This window comes from uncultured Desulfovibrio sp., assembly GCF_944324935.1.
Lineage (GTDB): Bacteria > Desulfobacterota > Desulfovibrionia > Desulfovibrionales > Desulfovibrionaceae > Desulfovibrio.
Genome location: NZ_CALUYG010000078.1, coordinates 1 through 6,287, shown reverse-complemented (window position 1 = coordinate 6,287; position 6,287 = coordinate 1). Strand labels below are relative to the sequence as shown.

Annotated in this window: 7 protein-coding genes; 4 read left to right on the top strand and 3 right to left on the bottom strand. The window is 62.3% G+C overall.

Features of this window, described 5'->3' with window-relative positions; translation table 11 throughout:
- Positions 1–156: 156 nt before the first annotated feature.
- The gene (locus Q0J54_RS11840) at positions 157–1,461 is read right to left on the bottom strand and encodes a phenylacetate--CoA ligase family protein (RefSeq protein WP_296305950.1); all 1,305 of its coding nucleotides are present in this window, start codon (positions 1,459–1,461) and stop codon (positions 157–159) included.
- Between the two features lie 174 nt (positions 1,462–1,635).
- On the opposite strand from Q0J54_RS11840, the gene rsfS reads away from it, so the two are divergent.
- Genes rsfS through Q0J54_RS11825 form a run of 3 tightly spaced genes read left to right on the top strand, consistent with a single transcriptional unit; the run spans position 1,636 to position 3,781 of the window.
- Positions 1,636–1,992, top strand: a complete 357-nt coding sequence (rsfS, locus tag Q0J54_RS11835) for a ribosome silencing factor (protein ID WP_296305949.1) — start codon at positions 1,636–1,638, stop codon at positions 1,990–1,992.
- Positions 1,989–3,542 carry a 2,3-bisphosphoglycerate-independent phosphoglycerate mutase gene (gene gpmI / locus Q0J54_RS11830; protein ID WP_296305948.1) on the top strand — a complete coding sequence of 518 codons (1,554 nt, stop codon included), beginning with the start codon at positions 1,989–1,991 and terminating at the stop codon, positions 3,540–3,542. The genes rsfS and gpmI overlap by 4 nt, the downstream gene beginning before the upstream one ends.
- Entirely contained in the window at positions 3,539–3,781 is a 243-nt protein-coding gene (locus Q0J54_RS11825; RefSeq protein ID WP_296305947.1) for a hypothetical protein, read from the top strand. The genes gpmI and Q0J54_RS11825 overlap by 4 nt, the downstream gene beginning before the upstream one ends.
- 348 nt (positions 3,782–4,129) lie before the next feature.
- Here the strand turns inward: Q0J54_RS11825 and Q0J54_RS11820 are convergent, their stop codons facing one another.
- Both Q0J54_RS11820 and Q0J54_RS11815 read right to left on the bottom strand, forming a co-directional pair.
- Positions 4,130–4,378: a glycine zipper domain-containing protein gene (locus Q0J54_RS11820; RefSeq protein WP_296305945.1), complete on the bottom strand. Its 249-nt coding sequence runs from the start codon at positions 4,376–4,378 to the stop codon at positions 4,130–4,132.
- A gap of 22 nt (positions 4,379–4,400) precedes the next feature.
- Positions 4,401–4,826, bottom strand: a complete 426-nt coding sequence (locus tag Q0J54_RS11815; protein ID WP_296305943.1) for a hypothetical protein — start codon at positions 4,824–4,826, stop codon at positions 4,401–4,403.
- 553 nt (positions 4,827–5,379) lie between these two features.
- On the opposite strand from Q0J54_RS11815, the gene Q0J54_RS11810 reads away from it, so the two are divergent.
- Positions 5,380–6,225, top strand: coding sequence for a hypothetical protein (locus Q0J54_RS11810; protein WP_296305942.1), 846 nt, complete (start codon positions 5,380–5,382; stop codon positions 6,223–6,225).
- The last annotated feature ends 62 nt before the right edge of the window (positions 6,226–6,287 follow it).

Here is a 6,287-nt window from a genome sequence, read left to right as displayed (position 1 = left end):
AGACGGGATTTGAACCCGCGACTTCAACCTTGGCAAGGTTGCACTCTACCACTGAGTTACTCCCGCTCAACGAAGAAAGACATTACGCTCCCTCCGTCGTTCTGTCAACAAAAGCTTTTCATTTTTCCCATCTTTTTTGGGAAAAACAAAAACTGCCTACTTTTCCAGCCGCTTGTCGATGATGCGCTTGGCCTTGCCCTCGGAGCGGTCCAGCGAATGCGGCTCCATGAGGCGTACCTTGGTGCTGACGCCGAGGAATTCCTTGATGGTCTTCTGGATGCGGCCCTCAAGACTTTGCAGCTTGCGGATCTCATCGGCAAAGAGGGCTTCATCCACTTCCACCTGCACTTCCAGCGTATCCAGATTGTGCACGCGGTCCACCACCAGCTGATAGTTGGGGGTGAGCCCCTCGCTTTCCATAAGGATGCTTTCGATCTGCTGCGGGAAGACGTTGACCCCGCGGATGATGAGCATATCGTCCGAACGGCCCCTGATGCGGGTGATGCGTACATGTGTGCGTCCGCAGCGGCAGGGGGTGTAGTCGAGGCTCGTGATGTCCCGCGTACGGTAACGGATGAGAGGGATGCCCTCCTTGGTCAGGGTCGTGATGACGAGTTCGCCGACTTCGCCGGCCGGCAGCACCTCGCCGGTCACGGGATCGATGATCTCCGGCAGGAAATGGTCTTCCCAGAGGTGCATGCCGTATTTGGCGTCGAGGCACTCCATGGCCACGCCCGGGCCCATGACCTCGGACAAACCATAAATGTTCATGGCGTTGACGCCCATTTTCTGCTCGATGTCCTGCCGCATCTCCTCTGTCCAGGGTTCGGCGCCGAAAACGCCTGTCCTGAGGGGCAGTTCCCGGAAGTCGATGCCTGCCTCCTGTCCGGCTTCCCAGAGGTGCAGGGCATAGGAGGGGGTACAGCACAGGGCCGTGGCCCCGAAGTCGCGCAGCAGATAGGCCTGACGACGGGTGGAACCGCCGGAGGCGGGGACCACCGTCGCGCCGAGGTGCTCGGCTCCGCCATGCGCGCCGAGGCCTCCCGTGAACAGGCCGTACCCGTAGGCCACATGGACGGTATCCGTATGGTTCACGCCGGCGGCGGCAAGGCTGCGGGCCGCCACTTCCGCCCAGGTCTCCAGGTCGCGCCGGGTATAGCCCACCACCACGGCCTTGCCCGTCGTGCCGCTGGAAGCGTGCAGGCGGACGATGTTGTCGCGCGGCACGGCAAACAGACCAAAGGGATAGTAGTTGCGCAGATCCTGTTTTTCCGTGAAGGGCAGCAGCTTCACGTCGGCAAGGGACTTGATGTCGGCAGGGGTGATGCCGGTCTCTTCAAAGCGTTTGCGGTAAAAGGGCACATTGGCGTACACGCGGGAGCAGAGGTCCCGCAGACGGCGCAGCTGCAAGGCTTCAAGGTCCTCGCGGGGCAGCGTTTCCTGACGGATATTGAACAGCACGGCACTTCTCCTTGGGAAAAAAAGATCCTTTTTCTGGCATGCCCCAAAAGGGGAGAACGGTCAAGGGGGGCGGAGCGTCCCGGCCCGCAAGGGGCGGCGGCGGGATTGCCCTTGCGCGCGCTTTGGGGTATGTGCTTGCTCATGCAAACGACTACGCCCAAAAAATATTCGTTGATGCCCACTCTGGAAAAGCTGGCCGTCATGCGGGCCTGGCTGGAGGGCCACAAGGCCCAGCATGTGGAGAGCATCGATCTGGCCGGGAAGGGAGCCTTTACCGACGCCCTGCTGATCGCCTCCGCCACATCGGTTCGCCATGCCCAGAGCCTCGCCGACGGCATTTCCGCCCTGTGCGCCGAAAACAACTTTGAATATCTGCGCATGGAAGGCTACACGGCCGGCCAGTGGATCCTGGTGGACTGCAACGATATCGTCATCAATATCTTTCAGGATTCCGTACGCGATCTCTACAAGCTGGAAGCCCTCTGGGGCGACGGCGCGGCGGCTCTGCTCGGCCGGGGAGAACAGGCATGAGCCGCCCCGTACCGACCCTGCTGCTCATCCTGGACGGCTGGGGCATCGCCCCCGCCGGGCCCGGCAACGCGCCCGCCCTGGCCGCGACCCCGCATCTGGATGCCCTGACAGCCGCCTGCCCGCACAGTCGTCTTGCGGCCTCGGGCCGGGAAGTGGGCCTGCCCGCGGGCTACATGGGCAATTCCGAGGTGGGGCATCTCAACATCGGCGCCGGGCGCATCGTCTATCAGGACATGACCCGCATCGACGTGGCCCTGGAAGACGGCTCCTTTTTCCAGAATGCCGTCCTGCGCGACCTGCTGGACGCGGTACGGGCCTCCGGCGGCGTGCTGCATCTGGCCGGCCTGCTTTCCGACGGCGGCGTGCACAGCCATATCCGCCACCTTGAAGCGCTCTGCCGCATGGCCGCCGAAGCGGGCGTGCCCGTCCGCATCCACTGCTTCATGGATGGGCGCGATACGCCGCCCCAAAGCGGTGCGGACTATGTGCGCCAGCTGGAGGAGGCCGTCCGTCCGCTCTCCGACGTGCGCATCGCCACGCTGACGGGGCGCTTTTACGCCATGGACCGCGACAAGCGCTGGGATCGGGTGGCCGAAGCCTGGAACATGCTCGTGCACGGGCAGGGCAACACGACAGCGAGTGCCGGAGCCGCCATGCAGGCATCCTATGCCGCCGGCGTAACGGACGAATTCGTCAAGCCGGTACGCGTGGCGGACGTTGCCCATGCCTGCGTGCAGGATGGCGACGGCCTCTTTTTCTTCAACTTCCGGGCGGATCGCATGCGCGAACTGGCGCGGGCCTTCAGCGCGGACGACTTCGACGGCTTCGATCGCGGCGCGCGCCCGCAGCGCTGCGCGCTGGCCTCCATGACGCCGTACGAGGCGGATTTCACCTTCCCCGTGGCCTATCCCAAGGAAACGGTGCACATGGGTCTTGGCGAGGTGGTCGCCCGCGCGGGATTGCGGCAGCTCCGCCTTGCCGAAACGGAAAAATACGCCCACGTCACCTACTTCTTCAACGGCGGACGGGAAGAACCCTTTGCCGGCGAGGACCGCATCCTCGTGGAATCTCCGCGCGATGTGGCTACCTATGACCTCAAGCCCGCCATGAGTGCCCGCGAGGTCACGGACAGATTCGTGGAAGCCTGGAACAGCGGCACATACGATCTTGTGGTCTGCAACCTTGCCAATGGAGACATGGTCGGCCACACCGGCAAGCTGGATGCCGCGGTGCAGGCCTGCACTGTGGTGGACGAATGCGTGGGCCGCATGGCCGACGCCGTCCGTGCCCGTGGCGGACGGCTGCTGCTCATTGCCGACCACGGCAACTGCGAAGTCATGATCGCGCCCGACGGCTCCCCGCAGACGGCGCATACCACCAATCCCGTGCCCTGTATCCTGCTGGATGCGGCCGGCGGCGCGCCCCGCTGCCTGGCCGACGGCAAGCTGGCCGATGTGGCCCCCACGCTCCTGCGCCTCTGGGGCATGGACGTCCCGGCGGAAATGAACGGAACGCCACTGGCGCAGTCCGCGAAGGAGGTCCGGCCATGAGCACGCCCAAGCGTCCCGTGCAGCCTGTGCCCCCGGCCGGCATGGAGGTGATCTTTTTTTACACCTGCCCGCAATGCGGCTGGCATGCCGCCGTGGGCAACCCCACGGAAGCCCGGCTCATCCCTTGCGAATCCTGCGGGTTGCGCTTCCCCATCATCCCGGTGGAGGAACATTATCTGCATTTCATGCGCATTATGACCGGCGCTGGCCGTGCCGCCGTCGATCCTGACTTCCTGTAGCGGCGCTTTGGCGAGGTATTGGGGGGACGAGGCCCCTCGTCTCCGAGGGCAAGCGGAGCTTGTGAGGAACACCTCCTTATCTATTGAAATAATTTGCAAAATAAGCACCGACAGCCCCTGGTCGCAACGCACAGATGCAGGCGGCAGACTTCTCTGGAAGTTTGCCGCCTGTTCTTCTTTCCCGCCGATATGTGGGCAGGGGAGGACGGAAAGCTTCCGTAACGCATCCGGCACAGACTGTCCGCCGCGTTGCTGTAACGGCCCAACGGCGCGGGGAAGCCCACGCGGAGGCACGCAAAAAAGGCGGGCCGAGGCCCGCCTTTGCAGACAGTGCGAAAAGGACAGCGCTTACCAGCTGTAGCGGTTGCGGTGTTCCTGATTGTTGCCCACGATGCCGCCCGCCAGTGCGCCGACGCCGGCGCCCGCAAGCGCGCCCCAGCCGGCGGAACCGCCGGCAATGGCCGCCACGCCGGCGCCGCCCAGCGCGCCGAGAGCCGCGCCGCTGGCCACACCCTGCTGGGTGCGGCTCATATTGGTGCAACCAAAACCGCCAAAACACATGACCACGAGCAATGCGCCCGCAAACAATTTTTTCATGGAAAAACTCCTCAAAGCGGCGCTACTTGGAGGCCGCCAGTGCAGGCTTGATAAGGGAGAACCAGATCACGTTCATCACAGGGATATCCTGCTTGTCAGGATGCGCGACATACCAGGCGTCGATCTTGTCGATGACCTGATCGCGGCTCATATCCTTCATGGCGGTCATCCAGCCCTTTTCAAAGCGGGAAAGATTGGAAGAAGGGGCCTTGCCTTCCTTGGCGGCCTTTTCGGCGGCTCTGCTGTTCACAAAGTATTCCACCGTAATGGCCGTATCAATGCCGAAAAGGAAGGCGGCCTTGTTGTCATGGCTGGTCTGCATCCATACCGTGCCCGTGAACTGATCAACGGGATTGGCAGGCCGTGCGGCTCCTTCCGCAGCCAGTGCGGGCGCAGTCCCGGCAGCCAGCGACAAAGCCAGTGCCAAAGCGGCAATGATTTTCTTCACGTTGAGACTCCTTGGTCTGGAGAAACAGCGAAAACATTTCGCCTTCCGCGCCTTCGGCAACCGATGCGCAGGCAGCGGAGTTTCTCTTAATTCTCCTTAGCGCAGAGGCAGGGCATTGGCAAGTCATCCGACGGCGGGCAAATCACAACCTGCCAATATTTCAAGGAGTATATTTTCAGCACATCCCCGTCTTCCGCGCCATGTCTCTTTTCCGTCGCGGACATCGGGCCCCGGCATCCGCCAGGGCCCGGCCGTTTGCTTTTGGCATCCTCGTTCCCTTGCGGGCCGGTTAGCGCATGTTCCGTTTGAAAGGCTTTGCGTTTCAAACGGAACATGCTATAATACTTCAAAGTTGAATTTTTCCAGGAGCCGCCATGAGATTCGTGTGCATCCTCTTTCTGCTTGCCGCCGCCGTCCTCCTTGCCGCTCTGCCGGGCTGCCTCAGTTCCACGGGCCTTGGCGCAAAAGGCCGGGATCCAGGGCCGTACCCCGAAAGAAGCTTCATGAGCTTTCTTGATGGGCTTGGCGTCCCCCCTCCTGGGAATGCGTCCGCATGGCGGATCACGTCCCGCCCCTGCCGCCGGAGGCAGACAAGATCTTCCAGGCCGCCCGCGCCTTGGAAAAGCGCGGCGACCTTAGCCCAGAGGAAAAACAGACAGTGGCCGACGGCTATCGGAAAGCCGCGGAAATGGGCCACTGGAAAGCCATGAACAACCTTCTGGCCTGCTACCTGTACGGCACCTGCACGCCCAAGGACTGGGGGAAGGCCCGGGAACTGGCGGATCAGCTCATCGCCATGAACGTGGGCAGCGGCTGGTACGCCCGCTATATCATGGAACGGGATGACGAATTCCTCCACAAGGCCGCGGACCTCGGCGAGCCCAATGCCCAGTGCAAGCTGGGCTATCACTACCTCTACCCGAAGGATCAGGATATCCGCGGCCTGCGTTACCTGGTCTGCGCCACGCGCCAGGGCCACGGCGAGGCTGCCTATGAGATCGGCATCTACCTGAAGATGTTCAACAGTTACTATAAGGCGGTGGAATACTTCTATCGGGGGGCCGCCCTGGGACACCCCATGGCCGCCTTTGAACTGTACGACATATTCCATCCCAATTACAAGCCTGATGCCGTTGTCCACACCCTCGGCTTTCTGGCATCCTCGCCTCCTTTTTGCACCTACTCCGAAGCGTTTCACAAACTTTGGAAGAAGCTGAAAGCAAACCCCGGTACCCACACTCCTGATCTCTTCAAAAAATATCCCCTGCCGCCGAACATCGTCACGACCCGCGAAAAAAGCCTCGCCAAGTCCTCCAAACTCAAGACCGCCTTCGGCGGCAAATGGCCGGATGAGATCTTCCCGGACCTTGCGCCGGACTACCTCCCCCCGAAGCTCTAGGAGCCGCCATGAGATTCGTGTGCATCCTCTTTCTGCTTGCCGCCGCCGTCCTCCTTGCCGCT

Excerpts from the sequence above, each read along its gene's own strand:
- rsfS (WP_296305949.1), top strand. The coding sequence starts at position 1,636 with ATGCCCACTCTGGAAAAGCTGGCCGTCATGCGGGCCTGGCTGGAGGGC.
- gpmI (WP_296305948.1), top strand. The coding sequence starts at position 1,989 with ATGAGCCGCCCCGTACCGACCCTGCTGCTCATCCTGGACGGCTGGGGC.
- Q0J54_RS11825 (WP_296305947.1), top strand. The coding sequence starts at position 3,539 with ATGAGCACGCCCAAGCGTCCCGTGCAGCCTGTGCCCCCGGCCGGCATG.
- Q0J54_RS11820 (WP_296305945.1), bottom strand. The coding sequence starts at position 4,378 with ATGAAAAAATTGTTTGCGGGCGCATTGCTCGTGGTCATGTGTTTTGGC.
- Q0J54_RS11810 (WP_296305942.1), top strand. The coding sequence starts at position 5,380 with ATGGCGGATCACGTCCCGCCCCTGCCGCCGGAGGCAGACAAGATCTTC.